The following is a 24,437-nucleotide window of genomic DNA, read 5'->3' on the forward strand; positions in this document are numbered from 1 at the left end:
CTCGACGCACCGACGCCAGGGTGGGGCGATCGTGACCGAGCCCGCGAGCGCCGCTCTCGACGCGCGGCTCGATCAGCAGCGGGACCCCGCGCGCGGGCGGGCGCGTCGTCTGGTCGCCGGGTTGATCGGGAGCCTGCTGACGGGAGACGGGGCCGCTGCGACCGGGGGCATCGACCTGGTCGTGACGCGTCGAGACACGGGTCGCGAGGTCCTCCGCACCGGAGCGGGCACGCTCGAGGAGGCCGACCGGCTTCTGGCCACCGTGCGGAACGACCTCGAGACCAAGACCGTCGCCGAATTCGCCCGCGAGTGGCGCCTCCTCGAGTCCTGAGCCTCAGGGTCCCTCGCCCTCGACCCCAGCCGAGGAGGCGCGGGTCACCCCCCGAGGCGATCGAAGTGCCCCAAAACGCGCCCCCAACCCACCTCACCCCCCGCGATGAGTCACCTCGATGACTCATCCTCCCCCACGGCACGGACGGCCTCGCTGATGGTGCTCCCCGGATGGGCCCGGCGATACGCCCGGACGGCGGCGGAGTCGACGGCGGAGTCGACCTGGCCTGAGGTGCGCGTGACCGGGCGCCCGAGGATGCTCGTGCCCGTCAGGAACGCCGACCCCAGTGCGGCGACGATCAGGAGCATCCCGATGGTGCGGTCACCCGTGAAGAAGACGACGAGGGCGATCGCCGTCAGCGCGACGGGAGCGAGCGCGCGCAGCCACGTCGTCACGAGAGCCGCCCCCGATCGATGAGGCGGTCGGTCCGGGTAGAAGTCATCGGTTTGCATCCTCCGCGGTCGGTCTCCTCGGGCGAGCGGCTGACGCCCCTCACCGTCCTCGAGCCTCGGGCGACGGTATCGCTGACAGGGGCGCGCAGTAGATGAGGGCGTCCCAGTCGTTCTCGAGGGTGCACTCGATGGGGACGTCTCGGCCGTCGACGGTGAGGGCCTCGTCTTGGAAGCCGCCGCCGGTATGTCCGCCCGGGTCTCGGAAGGTGAAGACATGGGATTCGTCGGCCGAGGTGCATTGGAAGGGCCTCTGATTGCGCCACCCGTCGATCCGCACGCATTCGCCGAGAGGGTGCGTCTCGAGGTTCTCGTCGAGGTACTCCCACGATCCCGGGCGGCCGTCGTCGGTCTCGAAGACGCTGTGGGGTGTCGATTCGGCGATCTCCTGGGGGAAGTCGGGTTCGTTCCAGATCAGCATCGCCACGAAGAAGAGGCCCATGCCTCCGACCATCACGAGCAGGAAGATCCCCATCGTCTTGAGGTCGCGTTTCTGCCGAACAGTGAGCGGCTCGATCGGCTTCGGCGACCGCTTGGGCTTCGACACGTTCCTCCTCCATCGCGGTGACGGCGCAGTCGACACCTCTGCGGCTCGCGCGCCGGCGGCCCAGTCCCCCAGACCCCGACACCCCGCCAGGAGTCTCCGCTGCACCCCACCCACATCATCGCAGCGAACGCCGGCTCACGCTCACGCTAGCGAGTGCGCCAGACCGCGCCACGCCGCCCGCTCACCCCACCACAGCCGAAACCTCCACCTCCACCCGCACCCCCGGCTCGAACAGGATCTCCACCCCGATCAGCGACGCCGGAGGCATCGGCGACGGGATCCCCAACTCCCCCGCCACGGCGAGCACCCCGGCCATGAACGAGTCCATCTGATCCACCGACCACTCGGTGACGAAGAACCGCAGCCGTGTCACGTCGGCGAACGACGCGCCGGCCCCGGCCAGCCCCACCGCGGTGTTTCGCAGGGCCGAGGCCACTTGCCCTGCAAGATCCGCCGGAACCCCGTCCGCCCCATGAGCCACCTGCCCCGCGACCTCGACGAACCGGGACCCGCTGGCGACCGAGACGTGGTGGTACGGAGCGGGGGCGAGCATCCCCGCGGGGCTGCTGAGCTGAACGGTCATGTCATCCTCTCGAGGCCGCCGCGTTGGAGGCCGTCGCAGGACTGTCTACGGGACGACCTCAAGGCACTTCAACGAAACTAGGTGGCATGCACGACACCGATGCGGCAGTGATCACGCCCGAGCACCGTGAGCTGTTGGGCGAGCTGCTCGACCGTTGGTCGCTGCACATCATCGACGAGCTCTGCGAGGGTCCGCGTCGATTCAACGACCTGAGGCGTGCCGTGCCCGACGTCTCCCCCAAGTCGCTGACGACGACCCTCCGCCGTCTCGAGCGCAACGGAATGGTCGAACGAGCCGTCCTCACCACCCACCCCGTGGCCGTCGAGTACCGCCTCACCCCCCTGGCCCACTCCGTCCAGACCCTCATCGACGCCCTCTACCGCTGGACCACCACCAGCCTCCCCGCAGTAACCGCCGCCCGAACCACCTTCGACGCCCACGAAGACGTCTAGCCCAGGAGGCGCGGGTCGGCGTGAGCAGTCAGGACACCGAACGTGACGGCGGGTTCTCTGAGGCCGAGCTGCCCGATGAAGAAGTCCAGACCGCCGCGTTTCGAGAATGGGTGCGATGCCTGTCGTGCCAGCCTCTTCGCCAGGCTGTCAAATTATGGAAGGTTCGAAGGCTTACCCAGCGAAGCCCCAGCACCGATGAAAAACACGAGCTCGCCGCGTTCGTGGGCCTCGAGGATCGCGTCGGGCAGCTCGACGTCGCGGGTAATCCACATCAGGCCACACCCCCGGCGTCACAGTTTTGCAGGTTCATCACCACGCCCTGACTGCAACCATTAGGTCTCGATCTTCCAATCGCTCGTCCTTGCCTTTGCCGAAGTTCGGTTACTTCGTTATCTTTAGCGCAGCGGTGTTGACGGCTGCGGCGAAGCTGTGGGCTAGTTCGCTGTCCTTAGGACTCATTTTGACCGACCAGACCCGTTCGGCTCCGGTGATGACGAGGTAGAGCTCGCGATCGTCAGTCTTCTTTTCTCTCGCCCCGATCACCGCTCCGACGGGGCCAAGAAGCGCAGCGCCGGTGATCGTGTTTCCCCAGTCGAACCGTCGAGAGATCTGCCCTGAGGTGAGCACCTCCACGTGGGTACCAGTCACCGGCTGGCTCGCTCCCGCGTAGGTGATTCGTGTGCCGGAGAAGGTGACCCCACCTAGCGTGTGCATTCCGTCAACACCGCGAGCACCTGCCTCCTTCTTCGCCTTTGCGTAGAAGTAGATGCCAAAACCAATGGCTCCGATGATGCCACCGATTAGCGCGTAGGTGAGCCCGCCGGCCAAGGCACCAATGCCTGCGCTCATGAGTCCGCCGCTTATGGCTCCGAGCCAACCCTCGGCCTGGCCGGGTATCCGTTTTTCTACCTTTCGTCTCTTTCTTGGCTCACTTAGCGTTGCCGGCGGCGCCGGAATCTTTTCGACGGCAAGCCGTTCCGCCATTACGAGCGCCTCGCGAATGCGTAGCCATTCCTGTTTGCTTGTCGTGGAGGTCCGGACGAAAGCGGTTTGAGACGTAGCGGATATTTTTTCGAGCGGCGGTCGGCCAACACGGTCGAAGTCGATGACATTGTTCATGTCGTTCACCCTGACGCCGCTGACGGTGCTCATGGGCAACTCAAGGTGCGGTTTGCTCGTGGCCAGCTTCCGAAAGAGCAGCACTCCCCGTGCATCAAGTTCAATAAGGTTTCCCACGACTTGTGTCGGGGCAAATGTCGCGACGTTTGACGCCTGTGCGTCCGCCCATTCGGCGCTAAAATTGCCACTTTCTGCGGGTGTAGCAGGCACGGTTGCAGAGGGGGCGCTCTTCGAAGACGACGGTGCGGCTGCAACGATGACCTCGTCACTCTTCGGGGCGGGTTCCGACTGCTGTAACTCGCTCGTAGCTGACCGGTGCTCGGTCCATTGGTTTCCGTCCCACCACCGCGCGTGACCCGCTTGCCCAGCATCCGGGTACCAACCTGCCGGAACCTGCTCAGTCATAGGCACTCCCTCATCCTGCCCGGATCCTCGCACAAGGATGGAGGATACAAAGCCGCCGCCGCGCACATACGTTACTTTATGTGGCTTAGGAACGTCTCGTCTCACCGCGAGACGGGCCCGCTCATGGGCTCCCACGCACGCAAGTCCAATTTGCGAGCACGCATCGTCGAGGCGTGCTTCAGGCATTGCCGAAGAACCGATCGTGACAGGTAGCCAACAGACAGCTCGGGTGTTCAGCACTGACCAGGGAACGGAACAGACTTGTGCCGCCCCTCGGGTCATGAGGCAACGTTGGCGAAAGGCTTGCGTCCAAACGTTTCCGCGAACCGAGCTATCCACCGCTGCTCTACCGTCCGGCCGAGTTCTTCGCCGGTGGGCGCCCAGCCCACAAGAAGCTCGTGAGCGTCCGCTAGCTGCCAGATGGCGCGTCCGCCGGTGTGGCTACTTCCTCGGCGTGCGTATTGCTTGACGCGACTGTGAATGCCGCCCTTCGCCGGGTCGGCTTTACCGATGTAAAGGATCGGGCTGTCCTCTACCCACCGGCCCACTAAGATTTCAACCTCGTAGGGCCTACCTGTCGCCAAGCTTGTGCTCGTGAACGCCCGCTTGGTGGAACCTGGGCGCACGACGGCGTAGATACCGCGCGTCTTCGGCAGCTCGAGGTGCCGAGGAATCCGCACATCGTCGAACGTAACAAAACCGCGAAAACCCACAGATTCAAGGCCCGCTCGGTCCCAGCTTGGAGGATATGGAAACTCGCTCATAAGTCACTCTGCGTGTCGTCGTCTGTCAAAAGATCGTCGATCCGCCGCTGGACGCGTGCGGCCTCTGCATGCCGGTCACACGTCCAGATGCCACTGATTGCCACTGCCGCGTCGTCGCCGCACTGGGAACCGAGAGCGCCACCTCGCTCACACCGGTGCTTAATTACTGGCAGCAAATGCGCGGGAGCAAGATCACTGTTCCGCCACCACCGACCAGTCCACTGGCTCAAATGTTCAGAGCAGTACCACCATCCGATACCACCGGACTTAGTCCAATGCCTGATCACCGTCACGTCCTCAACCGGGTACCAGGGATCGCCTTCCCTGGTTCCGCAGTATGAGCACTGGCTCATGTTCTCGCTGCCGACATAAAGGCTGCGGTCTTCGACCTCCAAAAGTGGTGTCGGTGTCTCGACCTTCATCTCACCTAGCTTCATGGTCAAGCTCCGTTCTGCGTTGTGCGGTTCAGGACCGCGAGCCATCGTTTGGCCTGCTCTTCGGTGATGCCAACGTGCAGCTCGTGCCTCAGCTTGAGCTGCCGGCCGGACATGGTCACAAGAGGCCTCTCGGTCGAGCCTTCGTAGGAGCCGGGCCCCGACAATGGAGCGTCATTGTAGTGCTTCCTCAGGTGCGGAGTGATGTGGCGGCACGCAGTTCGCCATTCTTCGATCGTGAGCTCCGTGCGCTCGGAGATGTCTGTCGTCGAAAACAGCGTCCCGGGATTCTCGGCACAGAGAGTCATGACGATGGACCACCGACGGGTGGTCTCGGTGGTGGCTGCCGCGAGCCGCTCCAGCGCAGATTCAGGCCATGGAATGAACGCGCCGAACGTCGTGCGACCAAGCATCTCGCTAGCAAGCTCGTCATCGCTCAGTTCACCAGCTGAAGCTATTAGCCCAAGTACTTTCAGCCAGACCCTTGACCCGGTGTTTAATGCGAACGCGCCGGATTTGCTTTCCGACGATTGCTTCCCCATGTCCTGTTTTTGGTGATCGCTGCGTCTCCATCCATGAGCTGGTAGCAGCAGATGGGAAGTGAAGAAGACGGTCGCAAACCTTATGACGTGAATTTACCTCATTTGCTTGTCGAGAAGGATATGCTCGTGTTCGTCCCCTGATGAGCGCTGCGCCCTCTCGGGCCTTCGAGACGCCGGGTCCGGTCTCGAACGCGTGGCCCGCAACCGCTTCGCCGACCGCCCCTTTTAGAGATCGGTTCTCAAGTAACGACTCAACTCGTGCCGTAGCGCTGCCTGAGTTCTTCGAGGACGGCCTCCTCGAGCTTGTTGACCTCACCGTTGATCCCGGCGGTTTTCTGAGCGACATCTATGAGGTCGAACAGGTCACCGTCCTCGGCATCGAGGCGGCGCCAGATGTCTGCTTTGTCGATGTCGATGACTTGTGCAAGGTCTTCCTCTGTGAGGCCGTGTTTTTCGTTGGCGAGCTTCGTGAGCTGCTTCATGAGGAGGGCTTCGTCGTCAGTGATCTTGCCGTCGGCCATGATCAGCATCCAGGCCACCCAGAGCATGGACTGAGGGTGCTCAGTACGGGTTGAAATTCGGTCGGCGGCTTCCGTGATGCGGGCATCGTTTCGGAAGACGGCACGTGCGTGCTTGCCCGCAAGGAGGGTGGTGTAGAAGTTGATCCCCACAGAGAGGGGCACCCCCACAAGGGGAATGCCTATCTTGACCACGTTGCGCTGTAATAGGTGCTTGCCCACGACAGGAAGAGCCTTGCCTGCCTTGATTGCGTCGCCCCTATAGAAGGCCTTGACGAGCGGTTTCACGATCGCAGGTACGGACTTCAAGAGCCCTTCCCCTGCTACCTGTGCACTCTGGATGGTGAAGGCAACCCGGATCAGTTTCCATAGGTCGTCCGGGTCATCGAGGTCCAGCGGAACTCGGTAGAGGACGGCGATGTCGTAGGCGAGGTGGATCTGAAGGCGTGCCGTGTAGGCGACGTCGACGAGGACGCTGGCTGCGGCGGCGGGAAGGGTGACCGGGGCAAGGACAGCGGCCATTGCCGCGGCGCTGTACGCGCCAGCAGACAGGCCTCCTTCAATCGCTGCATACCGAGCGGCCATCTTGATTCGCTGATCGACGATCGCGTCAGCCGGAACGCCGGGGTACTTCGCCTTGAACCACTCCGCATCAACCTTGTCCGTGTAGGAATCCAGCGCATGCGCGAGCAGCTTGGTGAACCAGTTCCCTGAAGCAATGTCTTTCGGGTCGAGGGACTTGATGAATTCGCGGAGCTCGGCTCGGTCCTGCTCCACTTCTTCTCGTTCGCTGTCGGTTGCGTCGATGGGTTTCGGGTTCATCTGTGGGGCCTCGTCCTCGTCGTCGGGTCAACCTGCTGATAGTGGCATGAGCACGTGGGTGCCCCCAAGACGGGTCACGTTCTTAGACTGAAGTAGACAACTTCTAGAAGTTCACGACGTAGTCGAGACCGAGATGACCATCACCGCCCCCACCACCCTCGACCGCGCCGGCCATGACAAGTGGCTCATCTACTGCCCCGACATCGCCCCGGGCACGCTCCTCCACCTCAACATCCAGGGCACGAGCTACGCCCTCCGCGACTTCACCGGCGCGCTCACCGGGGCCCCGTACAACAGCGGCGACGGACAGCCCTTCAAGGCGCTAGATGAACACGGGGCGCCGATCACTCTGACGACCGAGTTCCGGCGGGCGATCTCATTCGAGTGGCGCATCGACGTCCTCGACCTCGGCGTGACCCTTGCGAACACGCGTCAATGGCGGGAGATCATCACGCGCCAGAACGACCGTCTCGGCATCGGCCAGGGCACGATCGCTTCGGATGTTGCCGGGCCGGCTCGGCGCCTGACGGCAGGGCGCCCTGCGCCCAGGTCCTGCCCAACCTGCTTCCTCGAGCTCGCGGGCGACGGCTCGTGCGGCTGCAGATGACGGAACTGTTCGCATGAGAGGTGAGTGCCGCTGGTGGCAACCGACTCCTAGTCGAGTCAGAGGTGGGCTGATGTGACCCAAATGTTTAAGCGGGCTTGAAGCGCCCTTGACTTGATTTGAGCGATGCGTCATGCTCAAAAAGAGCAACCTAGCTTGAACCCCGCTTAGGAGCACAAGATGATCAACGTATCCGTTCCAGTCCCCGACGACCGCGTCGGCGAGTTCTACACGCGATTTGCAGACTTTTTGACTGACAACGCTTCCCGTAGGCGCGCTACCAGCGCAGTCCCGACGGAACTTCACACCACCGGCCGAGGCCCGGACTGGCTTGCCGATCCTGACGCCAAGGAACGAGCAGCTCGGCTGTGGCACGACCTGACCGGGCCGGGCCGCGAACTCTTGCGCGCACTGATCGCAGGCGTCGAGGGCAAAACCACCCGCACCTATTCACCTCATGACCTCGTTGAAGCCACGGGCGCGAAGAGCACCCAGTCGCTTGCGGGAACCTTCGGCGGCATTGGACAGGTCATCTCAACCCAGCAGCTCCCTATGTACGAGTACGCATCGGGACGCACTTGGCACTTCATTTGGGACTGGGATCCCAAGAAGCGCCTGTACTCGATCTCACCGGAAATGGCGGCCATGCTCCAGAGTGTCGGAGCCTAACCACAAGTGTTATGTCCCGAGAGGGGATCTTGGGTTCAGCTGGTCTGCATACTTGTGGAGTGTCAGGAATTTGGAGCAACGTAACCGCCGACGATCTCCGACCTCGTGTGGAGGAGACGCAGCACGACCTTGAACGCCTCGTTTGGGAGCGCCGGCGCATGAGGCGCGACGTCCCAGAGAGGAATGCGATTTCCTACGGTTACGACCTGACTATCTACGCCGCTAATGCTCGTGTCGAGACCATCGCCCTTCTGCTCGCTCGAATTGAACTGCCGGCGGCGAAGCATGTCTGGGACAGGCACTTGGTGGTCTATCTCCATGCCGCCATCGAGGCGTACCCGAAGATGATTGGCAAGCTCGTCCGTGAATGCAAGCACCTCGCATCTGCGGGTCCGACCGTCGTCGACGCCGAAGCTGTGACCCGCGCGCAAAAGATCTACCGACGGGAAATGGCTCAGCTTCCAAAGGAGTTTGTTGAGACACTTCATCGAGTAAGAAACACGGTTGGCGCCCATCACCTCACAAGCCCAAATTTGACTGCTGCCGCAGATTTGGGGATTGGTGGCTTGATTGAGTCAGTTGAAACCCAGATGAAGCCAGGGGCGGAGGAGTTTGAAACCCTGTCCCGAAATGCACTGATCTGGTCCATGCGTGCCATGAAATGCGGTCAAGAAGCGTTTAGAGCACTGAACGTCCTGAGCTTGCCGGCGGCTTACGAGGGGGACGACTACACGCGTCGCGTCGAGCAGCTAGATGCTGAGTCTCAGCAAGACCGGAAGCGACAGTGACGGAGGTGCCGAGACATAACTGTGAGCACAAAGTAGACGGCCGTACGAAAGCCTGCCTCCGTTGCAATCTCGGTCTAGGGCAACCCGTAGTCGAGACAAATTGCTGGAACAGCCCTGCCGAGCCCGCGCCGCTCGCGAGGTACGCGACGCGCTAGAACTCCTCCAGTGATACGTATGCATCCAGTGCTTGCTCTCTCTGCATCATGACAGACCGCATAGTTTCCTCGATTGAGCGCCAGTCCGGGGTGCCAGCATCGGTGATCGGCAGCAGGAGAGAACTCGCTCGCATGTCCTCTATCTTCCATTTGTCGATATACGCATAGCTCGACCCAAGGTGCTTGATGATCGGAACCACGAACAAAGCAACTTCGACGGAAATTTCGAACCTGGGATACAGGACGTTCACGTCGTCTGATGCCCAGAAGGCGTCCGGCTGGTAAAACGTGGTGCCAACTGGTCCGTTGTAGCAAACCGTCAACGTCCCGGCTCGATGCAGATGGTCATCGTTCGAGACGAACTCCGTGATGCCGTTGTTGAGCGAGCTGGCGCCGACGTAGGGGACCTGGCCCGGCGTCCGCTCCAGAGACGTCAAGCGAGATCCCTTCACGACTTCAAACAGTTGGTCAATCGTGAATGCACCCCAGGCGTCCGTGTCAATCTTGCGGGCGCGTGCAGAAATCAGGTCTGCCAGCGCGTCAAGTGCGCGTTCGCGCGCCAGGCTCACCTCCGTCATTGTCGACTCCATAAAGTCCCAAGCCGGCAAACCCCCTGCGGTCACCGGCAGCCTAATTGGGGTTGTCTTCATGACCGCCATACCCCATTTCTCCCCATAATCGAAGCGTGAACCAGCCTCTTGGATTACGGGGATCAAGAACATCGCCCGAGCCTCAGTCAGAACGAATCGGGGGTACAGCACGTTCACGGCATCCGTCGCCCAGAAACGCTCCGCCTGGTAAAAGGTGGTCCCGACCGGCCCGTCGTAGCAGACGGTCAACAGGTTGCCAGGGTGCACGTTTTCATCGTTCGCGATCATGGCAGTGATGCCGTTGTCGAACTGAGAGGCACCGATGTGCCTGATCGTCCCCTCCCGCATGTTCGACTTTGTGAGCGTGGACCCCTTCACCACAGTGAAAAGATCCTCAATTGGGAAATCAATCCATTGAGCCGTGTCGATCTGCTTCATCGCTCGACCTCGAGAGTGATGGTCGAGTCTTCCTGCCTCACCTCAGCTGAGTACAAGGCCGTCTGGCCAAGCCGTTCGCGCAGGACTCTTCCATTGATTCCGCGGCGGAAGACCGCATACTCCATAGCTGCCTGAGCGAGATCTTCGTGGGTCAGCACGAACGGCTTCAAGTCCGCCTGCCAACTCAAGTGCTCTGCAGGGTCCACCCATTGGCCAGTGGCGTACTCATCGTCGTCAGTGCGCTCAATTGCATCCACCCAGTAGTCCTCAAGAGCGGGCCACTTTCCACGAACATCGTGGCGGCCCTGATTCTTGACTGTCACCAAGCCGTCGTCCTCGATGTTGACGGCGTAGAACTTCTTGCCTTCCTGTGGCTTGCCCGCGTCAAAGATGAAAATGCTCGTGGTGACACCGACTCCGAAGAACAAATTCTGAGGAAGTTTGACCACTTTCAGCAGGCGATGATGGCGCAGTATCCGTGACATCTGGCCGGTGCTTGTCTTCTCAAGCTTCTTGTCAGGCAGGATGAAAGCACAAATGGTGCCGCGGTCGACGTGATCGAGCACGTTCTCGACGATCTTCATGCACCCGAACTTGTTTTCGTAAGGAGGGTTCATGAGCACTTTTGTGGCCAAGGTCTCCTCAATCCAGCTGGCTGCCGACTCCGACCGGGCGTCCATGTGGGCGAGATTGGTCTTGCCGTCCTTGTGAATGAGCATGTTCGCGCATGCCAGGGCGTAGATTTCGCGGTCAAACTCGATACCGAAGAGCTGCTTGGCCTTGATCTCCTTGGCTTTGGTCGTGTTGACCCCTCCGGCCTCTCGAATCATGTTGCTCATGGACTTGACCAGGAATGAACCGGACCCCGCGCAGGCGTCCAGGACTCGGTCGTCCTTATTGACTCCGACAAGGCGGTACATAAAGCTCGTGATGTGGTCAGGAGTGAATACCTGTCCGGATTCGCTTTTCTTCTTGTAGCGGTTGAACTCGTTGAAGAAGATCGCCATCACGTCTTCTCCGTTCCACGCGTTGGAGTTGATCAGCCCAGAGATCTCGGTGACCCAGTCGATGAAGTCGCCAATCAAGTTGGTGAGACGCGCGACTGCTTTCGGATCATCCTCATCAGTAGACACGTTCATTTTGATGTCCGAGTAGACCTCGGAGAGGAGTGACAATTTCGCGTTCTGCTGTACGTCAGACTTAATGGCCTTGTTCAAGGCGCTGAGAATGCCGCGGCGAGTCGCGAAGTGCGCACCAATCGACGAAATGGCTCCACAAGCCCAATGCACGGACGCGCGCGATTCGCCTTACATGCTGAGCTTCCGGATCCTCAAGCCATGCCGGTGGCACGGGTGGAAAGACCTTGTCTTGGACCGTGGGCTCCCTATCGCCGAGCAACGCAAATCCTTAGAACGTATGAGCGAGCGCCAACTAGTCTGTCTGACTGCCCAAAGCGGACAGCCTGTCTGGCGGAGAGACAATCTGCATGCGTCGTCGACACGAGGCGGTTCGCTAGCTAGGCATATCCACGAACCGCGAGAACATCCCATGGAACGCCACCGTGATCGTGTCGGTGGGCCCGTTGCGGTGCTTGGCGACGATGAAGTCGGCCTCGCCCTGGCGGGGGTTGTCCTTCTCGTAGGCGGACTCGCGGTGCAGCAGGATGACCATGTCGGCGTCCTGCTCGAGCGAACCGGACTCTCGCAGGTCGCTGATCGCGGGCTTCTTGTCGGCACGCTGCTCGGGGCCACGGTTCAGCTGCGACAGCGCGATCACCGGCACCTGCAGCTCTTTCGCCATCAGCTTCAGCGCACGCGAGAACTCCGACACCTCCTGCTGACGGCTCTCGACGCGCTTACCCGACGTCATCAGCTGCAGATAGTCGATCACCACGAGCTTAAGGTTGTGCTGCTGCTTCAACCGCCGGCACTTCGCGCGGATCTCGACCAGCGTCATGTTCGGGCTGTCGTCGATGAACAGCGGCGCATCGTTGATCCGCCCACGCACCTGCGCGATGTTCGTCCAGTCACGCGCATCCACCGTGCCCTTGCGCATGTTCTGCAGCGGCACACTCGACTCGGCCGACATCAGACGCATCGCGATCTCGCTTCGCCCCATCTCGAGCGAGAAGAACACCGACGCCTGCCCGTGCTTGATCGACGCCGCCCGCGCCAGGTCGAGCGCCAATGTCGACTTACCGAGCGCCGGTCGCGCCGCCACGATGATCAGCTGCCCGGGGTGGAACCCGTTCGTCAACGCATCGAGCTGCGCGAACCCCGTCGGCACACCCGTCATCTGACCGTCACGACCCTTGGCCGCCTCGATCTCGTCGATCGCGACCGTCACGGCCTCGTTCAGCGGCACGTAGTCTTCGGTCTGGACTCCCCCGGCCACGTTGTAGACCTCGGCCTGCGCGTTGTTGACCAGGTCGACGACCTCGCCCTCGCTGGCGTAACCCATCTGCACGATGCGCGTACCGGCCTCGACCAGACGGCGCAGCACCGCCTTCTCGGCCACGATCGACGCGTAGTACCCGGCGTTCGCCGCCGTCGGCACCACACCCGTCAGCGTGTGCAGGTACTCGGCCCCACCGGCACGCGACAGATCGCCCGACTTCATCAGCTCGTCGCTGACCGTGATGACATCGGTGGGCTCGCCGTGCGAGTACAGCCCGAGGATCGCGTCGTAGATGACCTCGTGCTTCGGCACGTAGAAGTCCATGCCGCGCACCGTCTCGATCACATCGGCGACGGCGTCCTTGCTCAGCAGCATGCCGCCGATCGTGCTCTGCTCGGCCAGCAGGTCGTGCGGCGGCACACGATCCATGCCCGAACCCATCGCGGGGCGATCGCGGTCACGCGGCGAATCGCTGGCGATACCGAGCTGGGCGAGCGACATGTGGCCTCCTGGCGAGAGCTGATCGGGCGCGTGCCGACGGGCACGAACGACACTCGGGACTGTTCTACAGCGGACCCCCGACATCGCTGCCCGAACCGCCGCGACCTATCCCCTACGAGCGCGTGTACACCATATGGACACCTAGTTCTCCACAGCAAACAAGCCTGTGGATAACTCTGGGGAGAACCCGTGCGAAACGCCGGAGGCGCTTGGGGAGAACTGTGGATCAACCTGTGGAGAAAGAGATACTTCACTGACTAGACCCCCCTCTGACCAGGGATTTCGATTTACTCACCCTGTGTGTAAAAACTAGTCTCAACCCGGGGTCGAGACTCCCGATTTGACAACGGCCTGTGCACAGAGAACTTGACAAGGAGGCGCGGTGACCGATACGGACTCGGCTCCCGTTCAGCTTCTGGTAACCCGGTCTCGACTCCCCCAGCCGCGCCTCCTCGGCCCCTCAGCAGCCCCTCAGCGCCCCGCTGCGCGCCCCCGCGCCGCCGGACGCCCATGAACCGCGTTCGCGAAGAAGAACCTCGATAGAGCGCGGTTCATCTTCGCGAACGCGGTTCATCCCGCCACCACGACGAAAAGCGGCGCCCCTCCCGACAGGAGGGGCGCCGCTCGCCAGAGCTCAGAGAGCTACTTGGCCGAGACCACCGTGAGGGTGATCGTGGCGATGACGTCTTCGCGAAGACGCAGCGTGGCCTCGTGCTCACCGACGAGCTTGATGGCCGAGGGGATCTCGACCTTGCGCTTGTCGATGGTCGCGACGCCCTGCTTGGTGACCGCGTCGGCCACGTCGGCCGGACGGACCGAGCCGAACAGACGACCGTCGGCACCGGTCTTGACCGTGAGACGGATCTTCTGGGCCTCGAGGCGGGCCTTGAGGTCGTGGGCCTCTTCGATCGTCTTCAGCTCGCGGGTCTCGCGGGCCGTGCGGATCTGAGCGACCTGCTTCTCGCCACCACGCGACCACGCGACGGCGAAGCCCTGGGGGACGAGGTAGTTGCGGGCGTAGCCGTTCTTGACGTCGACGACGTCACCGGCCGAGCCGAGGCCGGAGACCTCGTGCGTGAGGATTACTTTCAAAGACATGCGTTCTCTCCTTCAGTCGGCGCTGATCAGCGGCCGGAGCCGGCGTAGGGGAGAAGCGCCATCTCGCGGGCGTTCTTCACGGCACGGGCGATGAGGCGCTGCTCCTGGACGGAGACGCCGGTGATGCGACGGGCGCGGATCTTTCCACGCTCCGAGATGAACTTGCGAAGGGTCGCGACGTCTTTGTAGTCGATGACGCCGACACGGATCGACTTCGCGGGAGCGGCGTTCTTGCCGCCCTTGCCGCGGAGGGGCTTGCGGCGGTCGCCGCTGCTCTTTCCAGCCATTGTGGTCTGCTTTCAGATGAGTAAGAAGAAGTACTGAAGTGAACGACGTGCCCTGAGGCAGGGTGCCTAGAAGGGCGTCTCGTCGTTGTAGGTGCCGCCGCCACCGGGGGTGTTCCACACGTCGCCCGAGGTGTTGCCACCCTGCGGAGCGGCTGCGGGCTGACCCCACGGCTCTTGCGCCTGACCGCCGCCGACCTGACCCTGCTGGCCCTGCTGGCCGCCGCCGCGGTTGCCCCCGAAGGAGCCTCCGGCAGCGCCGTCGCGGGACGAGGAGGCGCGGGTCACCTGAGCGGTCGCGTAACGCAGCGAGGGGCCGATCTCGTCGATCTCGAGCTCCATGCTGGTGCGCTTCTCGCCTTCCTTGGTCTCGTACGAGCGCTGCTTGAGCCGCCCCTGAGCCATGACCCGGCTGCCCTTGGTGAGGCTGCTGGCCACGTGCTCGGCGAACTCGCGCCAGACGCTGGCACGGAGGAAGAGCGCTTCGCCGTCCTTCCACTCGTTCGACGCGCGGTCGAACGTGCGGGGGGTCGACGCGATGGTGAAGTTCGCGACCGCGAGCCCGTTCTGCGTGTACCGCAGCTCGGGGTCACTGGTGAGGTTACCCACCACTGTGATGACGGTCTCGCCTGCCATCGGTTACTCGGAGGCCTTCGGTGCGGCCGGAGCAGCGGGCGCTGCCGGGGCAGCGGGCTTCTCGGACGACGCGGAAGCGACCGACGCGGCGGGAGCCGACGCGGAGGCCGGAGCAGCGGCGGGAGCCGACGCGGCGTTGGCGGCCTTGCGGGCGGCCTTCTCGTCGGAGACCTTCTTCGCGGCGGCGACCATAGCGATGGCCTCCTCGGCGCGGAGCACCTTGGTGCGCAGCACGGCCTCGGAGAGACCCAGCTGACGGTCGAGCTCGACCGTGGCGGCCGAGTTCGAGGTCATGTTGACGACGGCGTAGATGCCCTCGGTCTTCTTGTTGATCTCGTAGGCGAGACGACGACGACCCCAGATGTCGATGTTGTCGATCGTGCCACCGTCGTTGCGGATGACGTTGAGGAACTTGTCCAAGCTCGGGGCGACGGTGCGCTCATCGATCTCGGGGTCCAGGATGACCATCAGTTCGTACTGGTTCATGACTAACCCACCTCCTTCGGACTTAACGGTCACAGACGGTCTGTGACAGGAGGGTATTCATGGTCGCGGGCACCGCATGGGCACACGCAACCTTGCAAGGGTAGCCGCTCGCGCCTCCTAGTTCAATGCCCCGTCGTCTCCGTCGCCCGGCTCGTCGCCGGCCGGGGGAGTCTCGAGCGCCGCGTTCGCCTCGCTCTGAGCGCGCGCCAGGGCGTCCTCGACGGAGATCCGCCCGGCGAACATCTCGTCGAAGATCGGCTCGATGATCGACTGGGTGCGACCGTAGATGTCGCTCGGCGCGGCGATCGTCGGCCCGTCGTCGATCACGTCGAAGAACGGCCTGACGTCGACGCCCTGCGCCGTCCAGTGGTCGTAGTACCCCTCTTGCGCGCCGAGCACGGCCGGCACGGCGGCCCCTTCTGCACCGATGTGCTTCGCGCCGTCGGTCGAGCCGAGCCAGGCGAGCACCTTGGCGGTGTCGTCGCGGTGCGGCGACGCCGAGTTGCCGGCCGCCACGATGCCGTTCGTCACGCTCACCCGACCCTCGGGCCCGGCCGGCATCGGCGCGACGCCCCACTCGAAGTCGGCACCGGCGGCCACGGGAGAGAGGCTGTACAGCCCCGACTGGAAGAGCGCCATCTTGCCGGCCGCGAACTGCTCGCGACTGAAGTCGGCGTCGTCGTTCGTCAGTGCCGCAGGAGGCGCGACACGCGCCTGCTGCACGAGGTCGACCACGTACTGGAAGGCGACCCGCGCCTCCTCGGTGTCGAAGGCGAACGCCGTCATGTCGTCGTTCTCGAAGGTGCCGCCGGCCGAGGCCAGGTAGTCGTACCAGACGGCCTGCAGATCGTTGCCGGCGTTGTAGCCGTACTGCACGGGGGTGCCGTCGAAGGCCGGGTCGTCGGCGGTGCGACCGGCGGCGTCGCGGGTCAGCTTCTTCAGCACGGGCAGCAGGGTGTCGCCCTCGCCGCCGCCGGCCGCCCAGGTGAGATCGTCGAGCGCGGCCGGGTCGATGCCCGCCTGCTTCAGCAGATCGGCGTTGTAGTAGAGCGCGATGCCGCCGTCCGACAGCTGGGGCACGCCCCAGAGGTGGCCGTCGGCGGTCGTGAACTGGTCGACGACGGCGGGGGACCACGCGGCCCGCGACGATCGGGCCAGCGCGCGGTCGATGTCGAGCAGCGCGCCCGCGTCGGCGTAGGTCGTGTAGTTCGAGCTGTTCAGCCAGAAGATGTCGTCGGCCTCGCCCGACTCGACGTCGTCGGCGAGCGTCGTGAAGTACTCGCCGTAGGGCACGACGTCGACCTCGATGTCGATGTCGGGGTTGTCGCGCTCGAACGTCGCGAACGACTTCTCGTAACCGGCTGCGACGGTCTCATCCCACACGCGGACGGTGACGGTGGTCTGATCTTCGTCGGGACCGGGGCGCGACGGGCCGGAGTGACCCGAGTTCGCGAGACCGAACGCGGTGATGCCGAGGGCCGAGGCGGCGACGATCGCGACGCAGACGGACCCGGCGACGATCGCGGAGTTCAGAGGCTTGGACACCGATGCAGAGTACCCGCACCGCCGAGGAGGCGCGGGTCGGCCTGTCCAGGAGGCGCGGCCGGGTTCACAGGTCGGCCCGCAGGAGGCGCGGCTCGGCCTGACCGCCCGCCGCACCCGCACGGCGCGGCTCGGCTCGGCTACGCCCCGCGCGCGCCCCACCAGGCCAGCAGCCGCTCGGTGGCCGCCTCGGCGCCCAGCGGCCCCTCTTCGGTGCGCAGCTCGAGCAGGAAGCGGTACGCCTCGCCGACCTCGCGACTCGGGCCGATGCCGAGCACCCGCTGGATGTCGTCGCCGTCGAGGTCGGGTCGCAGCGAGTCGATCTCTTCACGCTCGCGCAGGTCGGCGATGCGGTGCTCGAGGTCGTCGTAGGCGAAGCCGAGGCGGTCGGCCTTGCGGCGGTTGCGGGTCGTGACGTCGGCGCGGGTCAGCATGTGCAGCCGCTCGAGCTGGTCGCCGGCGTCGCGCACGTAGCGGCGCACGGCGGAGTCCGTCCAGCCGCCCTCGGTGTAGCCGAAGAAACGCAGGTGCAGCTCGATCAGGCGGTGGACGGCCGCGATCGTGTCGTTGTCGAAGCGCAGCGCCTTGAGCCGCTTCTTCGCGAGCTTCGCGCCGACGACGTCGTGGTGGTGGAACGTCACGACCCCGCCGGGTTCGAGTCGACGCGTCGCCGGCTTGCCGCAGTCGTGCAGCAGGGCGGCGAGACGCAGCGTGAGGTCGGGGGAGTCGCCGGGGTGCCGCTCGGCCTCGTAGCCGATGGCCTGCTCGAGCACGGTGAGGCTGTGCTCGTAGACGTCTTTGTGGTGGTGGTGCTCGTCGACCTCGAGGCGCATCGCCGCGAGCTCGGGCATCACGTGCTCGGCGAGCCCGGTGTCGACCAGCAGGCGGATGCCCGGGGTCGGCGTCGCGGTGCGCAGCAGCTTCGAGAGCTCGTCCGCGACGCGCTCGACCGAGACGATGGACAGGGTGGAGGCGCGGGTCGTCATCGCCTCGCGCACCTCGGGCGACACCTCGAAGCCGAGCTGCGCGGTGAACCGTGCTGCCCGCATCATCCGCAGCGGGTCGTCTCGGAAGCTGTCGACGGCGGCGCCCGGTGTCGCGAGGCGCTGGGCCAGGAGGTCGTCGACGCCGCCCGACGGGTCGACCAGCACCTGCTCGGGCAGGCGCAGCGCCATGGCGTTCACGGTGAAGTCGCGGCGGACGAGGTCGCCCTCGAGCGTGTCGCCGAACTCGACGACGGGCTTGCGGGTCTCGCCGTCGTAGACGTCGCTGCGGTAGGTCGTGATCTCGACGACCTCGCCGTCGACCCGTGCCGCGATGGTGCCGAACTCGCGCCCGACGTCCCAGTGGGCCTCGGCCAGCGGCACGACGATCTCGAGGATCTCGTCGGGGGAGGCGCTGGTCGTGAAGTCGAGGTCGTTGACCCGGTGCCCGAGGAACGCGTCGCGCACCGGACCGCCCACCAGGGCGAACTCGTGACCCGCGGCGGCGAAGGCGGCCGACAGGCGGGCGATGCGGGGAGTGGCGGCCAGTCGACCGAGGCGCTCGACGGCGGCGGCGACGTTGTCCATGGGCGACCACTTTGCCACACGAGGAGGCGCGCATCACCGTCGCGCGCCTCCTCCCCAGGGCTGGTTCCCCACCCCGGAAGCGCCCGTCGGGCGTGCTCGAGGTCCACCTGCGAGGGACGATTCTCTAGACTCGCCTTGCTCGCGCGACCCCTGCGTCCGTGCGAGCGCCATCACTATGAGACTTCTCCCCGCCCTCCTGGCCCTCGTGACGACGCTCGGCGTCGCGGGCGCCGCGCTGCCCGCCGACACGGCGACGGCCGCGTCGGCGGGCACGGCCACGACGGCGTCGGCCACGAGCCAGGCGGCCACGGCGGCCGACGGCGACTCCGTCACGCTGACGGTCGCGCCCGAGGCCGACGGGGTGCTGCGCTCGGGCGACGACCTCGACCTGACGCTGACCATCAGCAACGGCAGCGAGACCGACCTCGAGGCGGGTAGCGCGCGGATCTACCTCGACCGCGACTCGTTCCTCACCCGCTCGAAGCTCGCCGACTGGCTCGAGCCCGAGACGACCACGGGCGACGACTACCTCGGCCTCTTCATGGCGCGCGTCGACGTCCCCGCCGTCGCCGCCGGTCGGAGCATCACCGTCGACGACGTGTCGATCCCGGCCGAGCGGACGGCCCTCGACGGGTGGACGTGGGGTGCGCGCGCACTCGGCGTGCGCCTCCTGGGCCCCGACGGGCTGCAGGTCGCGCAGGCCCGCAGCAGCGTCGTCTGGTACCCGAGCGAGAGCTTCCAGCCGACCAGGCTCTCGGTCGCCGTGCCGATCACGACCCCCGAGACCGAGAACGGCGTGCTCGACGCCGCCGCGCTCGAGGCGTACACCTCGGCCGACGGCACCCTGACCCGGCAGCTGCGCCAGGTGGTGGGCAGCTCGGCGACCGTGGCCGTCGACCCGATGATCATCACGTCGATCCGCCTGCTGGGCAGCGAAGCCCCCGAGTCGGCCGTCGAATGGCTCGACGACCTGACGTCGGCGGGGCTCGAGACGTTCCCCCTCACCTACGCCGACGCCGACGTCGCCGGGCTCAGCCAGGCCGGCGCCCCCTCGGTGCCGGCGCCCACGTCGTTCGACTCGTTCGTCGACGAGTCGCGGTTCGACACCTCGGCCACCGCGACCGACGTTCCCAGCCCGGTCGAGACCGGCGACACGAGCGACGGGTCGGACTCGAGCACCAGCTCGTCGGGCTCGGGCTCGTCCGACTCCGGCTCCGGGGCCGCCGGCTCCGGTGCGACCGCGACGCCCACCGACGAGCCGACCGCCACCCCCACCGAGGCCCCCTCGGCTCCGCCGCTGCCGACGACCGAGTCGCTGCTGGCGTTCCCGTGGTCGCTCTCGTCGATCGCCTGGCCGGCCGACGACAGCGTCGTCGCCTCCGACATCGCCACGATCACCCAGCGCGACTACACGTCGACGATCCTCTCGAGCTCGAACGTCAACGTCGCGACCGACGCCACCGAGAACGCGCCCGTCGACCTCGGCGGCTCGACCGGCCTCGTCTCCGACGACACGCTCTCGAATCTCGTCCGCGAGGCCGCGTCCGCCACCTCGACAGTCCGCTGGGAGTCCGCGATGGCCGAGCTGTCGGCCAGCGTCGCGACGATCGCGAAGGAGCGCCCCAGCGACGCCCGCACCATGCTCGCGACGCTCGACCGCTCGTGGTCGGTCGACGGCGACCGTCTCCGCCAGACCCTCCAGGCGCTCGACGCGCTGCCCTGGTCCGAACCGTCGGCGCTGGGCGACACCCTGGAGACCGCGCCGACCGACGCGACGGTGGTCGACCGGCCCGAGCCGGCCGAGCGCCTCCGCGAGCTCCGCTCGCTCGTCAGGTCCGACCAGCAGGTCACCGACTTCTCGACCGCGCTCGAGCAGCCGCAGACCGTCACCGGCGCCGCCCGTCTGCGCACGCTGGCCCTGTCGTCGAATGCCTGGCGCGACAACGCCGAGGGTCTGACGAACGAGGTCGGCGACGCCGCGATCGCGGCTACCGAGACCTCGAAGCTCGTCTCGATCGTGCAGGGCAGCGATCAGCTCATCCTCGGCGACCGCTCGTCGCTGCCGCTCTACGTGCAGAACACCTCCGATTCGGCCGCGACGGTGTTCCTCACCCTCGCGCCGTCCAGCTCGCGCCTCCTCGTCGAGGAGAACCGCATCCCCGTGACCGTGCAGGCGCAGTCGCAGACCCGTGTGCGGGTGCCCGTGCAGTCCATCGCCAACGGAACGGTCGACGTCTCGATGTCCCTCGTCAGCTCCACCGGGGTCACCATCGCGACCCCGGCCGTCGTCTCGATCAACGTGCAGGCCGGCTGGGAGACCGCGATCACCTGGGCCTTCGGCATCGGCTTCGCGCTGCTGTTCGGCGGCGGCATCTACCGCACGATCCGCAAGCGCCGCCGCGGCGCCGCCGACGGAGACCTGTCGTCGAAGGACGCCCCGTCGGAAGACGCCGTCGCGTGACCGGTCAAGGTGGTCTCGGCCGCGCCAGCGTGCTGCTCGCCTCGGGCACGATGGTGTCGCGGGTGCTCGGCTTCGTCAAGACGGCCGTGCTCGCCGCGGCCATCGGCCAGTCGGCGAGCCGCGCCGCCGACTCGTTCGCCCTTGCGAACCAGCTGCCGAACAACATCTACGCGCTGATCGCCGGCGGTCTGCTCAGCGCCGTGCTGGTGCCCCAGATCGTCCGGGCGGCGACCCACGACGACGACGGGGGGCAGCGCTTCATCAACAAGATCGTCACCCTCGGCACGATCGTCTTCGCCGCTGTCGGGCTGCTCGGCACCCTGCTCGCGCCGGTGCTCGTCTCGATCTACGCGCAGCAGGCGAATGCATCCGGTCAAGGTGGTTACACCTCCGAATCGCTGGCCCTGGCGACCGCTTTCGCCTACTGGTGCCTGCCGCAGATCTTCTTCTACGCCATGTACTCGCTGCTCAGCGAGGTGCTCAACGCCCGTCAGGTCTTCGGCCCGTTCACCTGGGCCCCGGTGCTCAACAACGTGGTCGCGATCGCCGGTCTCGTCGTCTTCATGGTGCTGTTCGGCGGAGCCGAGTCGAACTCCGTCGTCGACGTCTGGTCGCCCGACCGCATCACCGTCATCGCCGGCACCGCGTCGCTCGGCGTGCTGGCGCAGGCGGCGTTCCTGCTGCTGTTCTGGCGCCGGGCCGGGCTCACGTTCCGCCCCGACTTCCGCTGGCGCGGCGTCGGTCTCGGCGCCACCGGCAAGGCGGCCGGCTGGCTGTTCGGCATGGTGCTCGTCACCCAGGTCGCCGGTCTCGTGCAGAGCCGGGTCGCATCGCAGGGCAGCGGCGCGGGCGCCTCGAACGCCGTGCTCGCCAACTCCTGGCTGCTGTTCATGCTGCCGCACGGCATCGTCGCCGTCTCGATCGCGACCGCCTACTTCACCCGGATGAGCGGTCACGCGTCCCGCGGCGACCTCCGGGCCGTCCGCGCCGACCTGTCGCAGTCCCTCCGCACCATCGGCATGTTCATGGTCTTCGCGGCCGTGGCGATGTGCGTCGTCGCCTACCCGTTCGCGAGCTTCTTCGAGCGCACCTTCGAGGGAGCCAGCCAGATGGCCCAGGTCATCCTCGGCTTCATGCCGGGGCTGATCCTCTTCAGCGTGCTGTTCGTCGTCCAGCGGGTCTTCTACGCCCTCCACGACCAGCGCACGCCGTTCTTCATGCAGGTCGTCCAGTCGAGCATCTTCGTGGTCGGCACCCTGATCTCGTCCGCCGTGGTGGCAGACGATCAGGTGGCCGTCGCCATCGCCGTGACCACCTCGATCGCCGGCTCGACGCAGACCGTCGTGGCGCTCGTGCTCATCTCACGGCGACTCGACGGCATGGACGGCCGCTGGGTGCTGCGCCGCTACGTGCAGTTCCTGTTCTTCTCGCTGATCGCCGGTGCCGTCGGGCTCGTCGTGGTGACCGCCATGGGCGGTTTCTCCGCCGAGGGCTTCGCCCACACCGGCCGGATCCCCGGTCTGCTGACCGTCATGGTCGCGGCCGCCGTCATGGCCGTCGTCTACCTCGGCATGCTGAAGCTGATCCGCCTGCCCGAGCTCGAAGCCCTCACGGCGCCGGTGTGGAACCGGGCCCGGCCCCTGCTGGCGCGCGTCCTGAAGCGCTGACCCGCGCCTCCTCGGTGTCCGGCCTGCGAAGTCCGCGAGGGGCGAACCGTGCCTCCCGGGTCGCTCGGAATAGCCCGTCGTTAGGATGTGTTCACTCAGACGGTCGGGCGAGAACGTCGATCGGGCACCACGGCTCGAACGCATCTGGCACGACATCCGCCACGTTCTTCCAGAGAGGTGCTCATGCGCCAGATCATCATCATCGGCTCCGGCCCCGCGGGCTACACGGCCGGCATCTACGCCGCACGGGCCGGGCTCGAGCCGCTCATCGTGGCCAGCTCGGTCGAGGCCGGCGGCGAGCTGATGAAGACGACCGAGGTCGAGAACTTCCCGGGCTTCCCCGACGGCATCATGGGCCCCGACCTCATGTTCAAGCTGCAAGAGCAGGCAGAGAAGTTCGGCGCCGAGGTGCTGCTCGACGACGTCACCAGCGTCGACCTGACCGGCGACGTCAAGAAGGTCACCCTCGGCAACGGCACCGTCGAGGAGGCCGTCACGGTGATCTTCGCCACGGGCAGCGCGTACCGCAAGCTCGGCCTCGCCGACGAAGAGCGCCTCAGCGGCCGCGGCGTCAGCTGGTGCGCCACCTGCGACGGCTTCTTCTTCAAGCAGAAGGAGATCGCGGTCGTCGGCGGCGGCGACTCGGCGATGGAGGAGGCGACGTTCCTCACCCGCTTCGCCAGCAAGGTCTACGTCATCCACCGCGGCGACTCGCTGCGTGCGTCGAAGATCATGCAGGAGCGCGCCTTCGCCAACGACAAGATCGAGTTCCTCTGGAACAAGACCGTCACGAAGATCAACGGCGACGAGAAGGCCACGGGCGTGCAGCTGACCGACACGGTCGACGGCAGCACCAGCGACCTCGACCTCGACGGTCTCTTCATCGCGATCGGCAACGACCCGCGCGTGCACCTCGTCCACAACCAGCTCGACCTCACGGTCGACGGAACGATCGCCGTCGAGGGCCGCAGCTCGAAGACCAACCTCCGCGGCGTGTTCGCGGCCGGCGACGTCATCGACGCGACCTACCGCCAGGCGGCCACAGCCGCCGGCTCCGGTGTCGTCGCGGCGCTCGACGCCGAGCACTTCCTGGCGAGCCTCGACCAGACGTTTCTAGCCGAGAACACCGAGGGCGCGGCCGAGGGCATCGACACGGCCGAGTCCGTCGCGGTGGGCGTCTGACCGGCGCCCCCGGTCACCGTCTCGCGAGCCCCACAGCCCTAACAGTCCCCACGACGAAAGGAACCACCATGAGCACCGCCAAGGCAGTCACCGACGCGTCCTTCGAGAGCGACGTCATCACCTCCGACAAGACGATCCTGGTCGACTTCTGGGCCGAGTGGTGCGGCCCGTGCCGCGCCGTCTCGCCGATCCTCGACCAGATCGCGGCAGAGCACTCCGACAAGATCGAGATCGTCAAGCTGAACGTCGACGACAACCCGCAGACCGCGGCGAAGTACCAGATCACCTCGATCCCCGCCATGAAGGTCTACCGCGGTGGCGAGGTCGTCAAGACCGTCATCGGCGCGAAGCCCAAGCAGGCCCTCGAGGCCGACCTGGCGGAGTTCCTGGCGTAGTCGACAG

Annotated in this window: 24 protein-coding genes and 2 pseudogenes; 10 read left to right on the forward strand and 16 right to left on the reverse strand. The window is 65.5% G+C overall.

The features are described from left to right. Positions 1-31 precede the first annotated feature (31 nt). Positions 32-331 (forward strand): hypothetical protein, encoded by a 300-nt coding sequence (locus tag ACZZY9_RS08620; RefSeq protein ID WP_463463790.1) that lies wholly within the window; start codon positions 32-34, stop codon positions 329-331. Positions 332-441: 110 nt separating this feature from the next. Here the strand turns inward: ACZZY9_RS08620 and ACZZY9_RS08625 are convergent, their stop codons facing one another. The 3 genes from ACZZY9_RS08625 to ACZZY9_RS08635 form a co-directional block, all read right to left on the reverse strand. Then, on the reverse strand, positions 442-726 hold the full coding sequence (locus tag ACZZY9_RS08625) for a hypothetical protein (protein ID WP_463463791.1): 285 nt from the start codon (positions 724-726) through the stop codon (positions 442-444). 97 nt (positions 727-823) lie between these two features. Beyond that, the gene (locus ACZZY9_RS08630; protein ID WP_463463792.1) at positions 824-1,327 is read right to left on the reverse strand and encodes a hypothetical protein; all 504 of its coding nucleotides are present in this window, start codon (positions 1,325-1,327) and stop codon (positions 824-826) included. Positions 1,328-1,508: 181 nt separating this feature from the next. Then, positions 1,509-1,910: a RidA family protein gene (locus tag ACZZY9_RS08635; RefSeq protein ID WP_463463793.1), complete on the reverse strand. Its 402-nt coding sequence runs from the start codon at positions 1,908-1,910 to the stop codon at positions 1,509-1,511. 86 nt (positions 1,911-1,996) lie between these two features. Between ACZZY9_RS08635 and ACZZY9_RS08640 the strand changes: the two genes are divergently transcribed. Together ACZZY9_RS08640 and ACZZY9_RS08645 are read left to right on the forward strand one after the other, a co-directional pair. Further along, positions 1,997-2,362, forward strand: coding sequence for a winged helix-turn-helix transcriptional regulator (locus ACZZY9_RS08640; protein ID WP_463463794.1), 366 nt, complete (start codon positions 1,997-1,999; stop codon positions 2,360-2,362). 20 nt (positions 2,363-2,382) lie between these two features. After that, positions 2,383-2,685 carry a hypothetical protein gene (locus tag ACZZY9_RS08645; RefSeq protein WP_463463795.1) on the forward strand — a complete coding sequence of 101 codons (303 nt, stop codon included), beginning with the start codon at positions 2,383-2,385 and terminating at the stop codon, positions 2,683-2,685. A gap of 58 nt (positions 2,686-2,743) precedes the next feature. Here ACZZY9_RS08645 and ACZZY9_RS08650 read toward each other — a convergent pair whose 3' ends face one another. The 4 genes and pseudogenes from ACZZY9_RS08650 to ACZZY9_RS08665 all read right to left on the reverse strand — a co-directional run bounded on the left by ACZZY9_RS08650 (position 2,744) and on the right by ACZZY9_RS08665 (position 6,966). Further along, positions 2,744-3,514, reverse strand: coding sequence for a hypothetical protein (locus ACZZY9_RS08650; protein ID WP_463464698.1), 771 nt, complete (start codon positions 3,512-3,514; stop codon positions 2,744-2,746). 282 nt (positions 3,515-3,796) lie between these two features. Further along, positions 3,797-4,168: pseudogene (locus ACZZY9_RS08655) on the reverse strand (DUF2510 domain-containing protein); the annotation flags it as partial. Positions 4,169-5,089: 921 nt separating this feature from the next. Next, positions 5,090-5,626, reverse strand: a complete 537-nt coding sequence (locus tag ACZZY9_RS08660; RefSeq protein ID WP_463463796.1) for a hypothetical protein — start codon at positions 5,624-5,626, stop codon at positions 5,090-5,092. A gap of 251 nt (positions 5,627-5,877) precedes the next feature. Next, positions 5,878-6,966, reverse strand: a complete 1,089-nt coding sequence (locus ACZZY9_RS08665; protein ID WP_463463797.1) for a hypothetical protein — start codon at positions 6,964-6,966, stop codon at positions 5,878-5,880. A 133-nt stretch (positions 6,967-7,099) separates the two neighbouring features. Here ACZZY9_RS08665 and ACZZY9_RS08670 point away from each other — a divergent pair, with 133 nt between their 5' ends. The 3 genes from ACZZY9_RS08670 to ACZZY9_RS08680 all read left to right on the forward strand — a co-directional run bounded on the left by ACZZY9_RS08670 (position 7,100) and on the right by ACZZY9_RS08680 (position 9,027). Continuing rightward, positions 7,100-7,573: a hypothetical protein gene (locus ACZZY9_RS08670; protein ID WP_463463798.1), complete on the forward strand. Its 474-nt coding sequence runs from the start codon at positions 7,100-7,102 to the stop codon at positions 7,571-7,573. Positions 7,574-7,750: 177 nt separating this feature from the next. Further along, positions 7,751-8,239 (forward strand): hypothetical protein, encoded by a 489-nt coding sequence (locus ACZZY9_RS08675; protein WP_463463799.1) that lies wholly within the window; start codon positions 7,751-7,753, stop codon positions 8,237-8,239. Positions 8,240-8,397: 158 nt separating this feature from the next. After that, positions 8,398-9,027 (forward strand): hypothetical protein, encoded by a 630-nt coding sequence (locus tag ACZZY9_RS08680; RefSeq protein ID WP_463463800.1) that lies wholly within the window; start codon positions 8,398-8,400, stop codon positions 9,025-9,027. Between the two features lie 151 nt (positions 9,028-9,178). Here the strand turns inward: ACZZY9_RS08680 and ACZZY9_RS08685 are convergent, their stop codons facing one another. The 9 genes and pseudogenes from ACZZY9_RS08685 to ACZZY9_RS08725 all read right to left on the reverse strand — a co-directional run bounded on the left by ACZZY9_RS08685 (position 9,179) and on the right by ACZZY9_RS08725 (position 18,725). Next, positions 9,179-10,210, reverse strand: a complete 1,032-nt coding sequence (locus tag ACZZY9_RS08685; protein WP_463463801.1) for a restriction endonuclease subunit S — start codon at positions 10,208-10,210, stop codon at positions 9,179-9,181. After that, positions 10,207-11,427, reverse strand: coding sequence for an HsdM family class I SAM-dependent methyltransferase (locus tag ACZZY9_RS08690; protein WP_463463802.1), 1,221 nt, complete (start codon positions 11,425-11,427; stop codon positions 10,207-10,209). The genes ACZZY9_RS08685 and ACZZY9_RS08690 overlap by 4 nt, the downstream gene beginning before the upstream one ends. Before the next feature lie 295 nt (positions 11,428-11,722). Next, entirely contained in the window at positions 11,723-13,108 is a 1,386-nt protein-coding gene (gene dnaB / locus ACZZY9_RS08695; RefSeq protein WP_055798980.1) for a replicative DNA helicase, read from the reverse strand. A gap of 642 nt (positions 13,109-13,750) precedes the next feature. Beyond that, a complete protein-coding gene (rplI, locus tag ACZZY9_RS08700) occupies positions 13,751-14,206 on the reverse strand; it encodes a 50S ribosomal protein L9 (protein WP_192061225.1) in 456 nt (151 codons plus the stop codon). 26 nt (positions 14,207-14,232) lie between these two features. Continuing rightward, a complete protein-coding gene (rpsR, locus tag ACZZY9_RS08705) occupies positions 14,233-14,493 on the reverse strand; it encodes a 30S ribosomal protein S18 (protein ID WP_043595327.1) in 261 nt (86 codons plus the stop codon). Positions 14,494-14,559: 66 nt separating this feature from the next. Then, entirely contained in the window at positions 14,560-15,126 is a 567-nt protein-coding gene (locus ACZZY9_RS08710) for a single-stranded DNA-binding protein (protein WP_192061224.1), read from the reverse strand. A gap of 123 nt (positions 15,127-15,249) precedes the next feature. After that, positions 15,250-15,612 (reverse strand): annotated as a pseudogene (gene rpsF / locus ACZZY9_RS08715) (30S ribosomal protein S6); the annotation flags it as partial. Between the two features lie 117 nt (positions 15,613-15,729). Continuing rightward, positions 15,730-17,157, reverse strand: a complete 1,428-nt coding sequence (locus ACZZY9_RS08720; protein ID WP_463463803.1) for an ABC transporter substrate-binding protein — start codon at positions 17,155-17,157, stop codon at positions 15,730-15,732. Between the two features lie 137 nt (positions 17,158-17,294). Continuing rightward, positions 17,295-18,725: a CCA tRNA nucleotidyltransferase gene (locus tag ACZZY9_RS08725; protein WP_463463804.1), complete on the reverse strand. Its 1,431-nt coding sequence runs from the start codon at positions 18,723-18,725 to the stop codon at positions 17,295-17,297. 175 nt (positions 18,726-18,900) lie between these two features. On the opposite strand from ACZZY9_RS08725, the gene ACZZY9_RS08730 reads away from it, so the two are divergent. The 4 genes from ACZZY9_RS08730 to trxA all read left to right on the forward strand — a co-directional run bounded on the left by ACZZY9_RS08730 (position 18,901) and on the right by trxA (position 24,430). Next, complete coding sequence (locus tag ACZZY9_RS08730; protein ID WP_463463805.1) at positions 18,901-21,186, forward strand: DUF6049 family protein; 2,286 nt, start codon at positions 18,901-18,903, stop codon at positions 21,184-21,186. Continuing rightward, the gene (murJ, locus tag ACZZY9_RS08735) at positions 21,183-22,853 is read left to right on the forward strand and encodes a murein biosynthesis integral membrane protein MurJ (protein WP_463463806.1); all 1,671 of its coding nucleotides are present in this window, start codon (positions 21,183-21,185) and stop codon (positions 22,851-22,853) included. Before ACZZY9_RS08730 ends, murJ begins: the two co-directional genes overlap by 4 nt. Before the next feature lie 183 nt (positions 22,854-23,036). Next, a complete protein-coding gene (gene trxB, locus ACZZY9_RS08740; protein WP_192061219.1) occupies positions 23,037-24,035 on the forward strand; it encodes a thioredoxin-disulfide reductase in 999 nt (332 codons plus the stop codon). Between the two features lie 68 nt (positions 24,036-24,103). Then, positions 24,104-24,430, forward strand: a complete 327-nt coding sequence (trxA, locus tag ACZZY9_RS08745) for a thioredoxin (RefSeq protein WP_055799001.1) — start codon at positions 24,104-24,106, stop codon at positions 24,428-24,430. Positions 24,431-24,437: the final 7 nt, after the last annotated feature.

The organism is Frigoribacterium sp. AC394, assembly GCF_979258095.1.

Bases quoted from the DNA above. Each gene is read 5' to 3' on its own strand.
- ACZZY9_RS08635 (WP_463463793.1), bottom strand. From the start codon at position 1,910: ATGACCGTTCAGCTCAGCAGCCCCGCGGGGATGCTCGCCCCCGCTCCG.
- ACZZY9_RS08640 (WP_463463794.1), top strand. From the start codon at position 1,997: ATGCACGACACCGATGCGGCAGTGATCACGCCCGAGCACCGTGAGCTG.
- ACZZY9_RS08650 (WP_463464698.1), bottom strand. From the start codon at position 3,514: ATGAGCACCGTCAGCGGCGTCAGGGTGAACGACATGAACAATGTCATC.
- ACZZY9_RS08660 (WP_463463796.1), bottom strand. From the start codon at position 5,626: ATGGGGAAGCAATCGTCGGAAAGCAAATCCGGCGCGTTCGCATTAAAC.
- ACZZY9_RS08665 (WP_463463797.1), bottom strand. From the start codon at position 6,966: ATGAACCCGAAACCCATCGACGCAACCGACAGCGAACGAGAAGAAGTG.
- ACZZY9_RS08670 (WP_463463798.1), top strand. From the start codon at position 7,100: ATGACCATCACCGCCCCCACCACCCTCGACCGCGCCGGCCATGACAAG.
- ACZZY9_RS08675 (WP_463463799.1), top strand. From the start codon at position 7,751: ATGATCAACGTATCCGTTCCAGTCCCCGACGACCGCGTCGGCGAGTTC.
- ACZZY9_RS08680 (WP_463463800.1), top strand. From the start codon at position 8,398: ATGAGGCGCGACGTCCCAGAGAGGAATGCGATTTCCTACGGTTACGAC.
- ACZZY9_RS08685 (WP_463463801.1), bottom strand. From the start codon at position 10,210: ATGAAGCAGATCGACACGGCTCAATGGATTGATTTCCCAATTGAGGAT.
- dnaB (WP_055798980.1), bottom strand. From the start codon at position 13,108: ATGTCGCTCGCCCAGCTCGGTATCGCCAGCGATTCGCCGCGTGACCGC.
- rplI (WP_192061225.1), bottom strand. From the start codon at position 14,206: ATGTCTTTGAAAGTAATCCTCACGCACGAGGTCTCCGGCCTCGGCTCG.
- rpsR (WP_043595327.1), bottom strand. From the start codon at position 14,493: ATGGCTGGAAAGAGCAGCGGCGACCGCCGCAAGCCCCTCCGCGGCAAG.
- ACZZY9_RS08710 (WP_192061224.1), bottom strand. From the start codon at position 15,126: ATGGCAGGCGAGACCGTCATCACAGTGGTGGGTAACCTCACCAGTGAC.
- ACZZY9_RS08725 (WP_463463804.1), bottom strand. From the start codon at position 18,725: ATGGACAACGTCGCCGCCGCCGTCGAGCGCCTCGGTCGACTGGCCGCC.
- ACZZY9_RS08730 (WP_463463805.1), top strand. From the start codon at position 18,901: ATGAGACTTCTCCCCGCCCTCCTGGCCCTCGTGACGACGCTCGGCGTC.
- trxB (WP_192061219.1), top strand. From the start codon at position 23,037: ATGCGCCAGATCATCATCATCGGCTCCGGCCCCGCGGGCTACACGGCC.
- trxA (WP_055799001.1), top strand. From the start codon at position 24,104: ATGAGCACCGCCAAGGCAGTCACCGACGCGTCCTTCGAGAGCGACGTC.